Origin of the sequence: Shewanella sp. AS16 (assembly GCF_021412365.1) — a bacterium.
Taxonomy (GTDB): Bacteria; Pseudomonadota; Gammaproteobacteria; order Enterobacterales; family Shewanellaceae; genus Shewanella; species Shewanella salipaludis.
Genome location: NZ_JAKCLK010000050.1, coordinates 1 through 492, shown reverse-complemented (window position 1 = coordinate 492; position 492 = coordinate 1). Strand labels below are relative to the sequence as shown.

Sequence of the window (492 nt, the reverse complement as noted above, 5' to 3'; positions counted from 1 at the left end):
GCAGGTTGAGCAGATCGTCGACCGCCACCGGGAACTGGTTTGCCAGCACATCGACAGTAACCTGGCCGCTGCCCGAGCCCCCCTGGTTATCGCTGACGCCATAGGTGATCAGCGCCTGGCCGAAGTAATCGGCCTGGGGCCGGAAGTACAGCCGCTCGCCCCTCACTTCAACCTGGCCCAGGTCGACGCTGGCACTGGTCAGCACCAAGGGGTCGCCGTCGGCATCGCTGTCGTTGGCGAGCACGTCGATCAAGGCGTCGGTATTCCAGCTCATGCTCAGGCTGTCGGCGACGACAACCGGGGTATGGTTGTTGCTCATGGGCACGGCAAGGACACTCGGGTCGACTATGGTGCCGTTGGCCAGGCCGTCATCGTCGTTGGGGCCGCCATCGCTGATGGTCAGCTCAATACACCAGTGGCCCGGGGTTAACCCCGGCTGCCAGGCGCCGTCACCCGGCGGCGGGCAGTAGCCCTTGTCGCCGGCGGCCGAGC

At 66.1% G+C, this 492-nt stretch carries 1 protein-coding gene; it reads right to left on the bottom strand.

Features of this window, described 5'->3' with window-relative positions; genetic code table 11:
- On the bottom strand, nt 1-492 hold a 492-nt coding region (locus tag LZP73_RS19275), incomplete at both ends, for an Ig-like domain-containing protein (protein ID WP_234236527.1).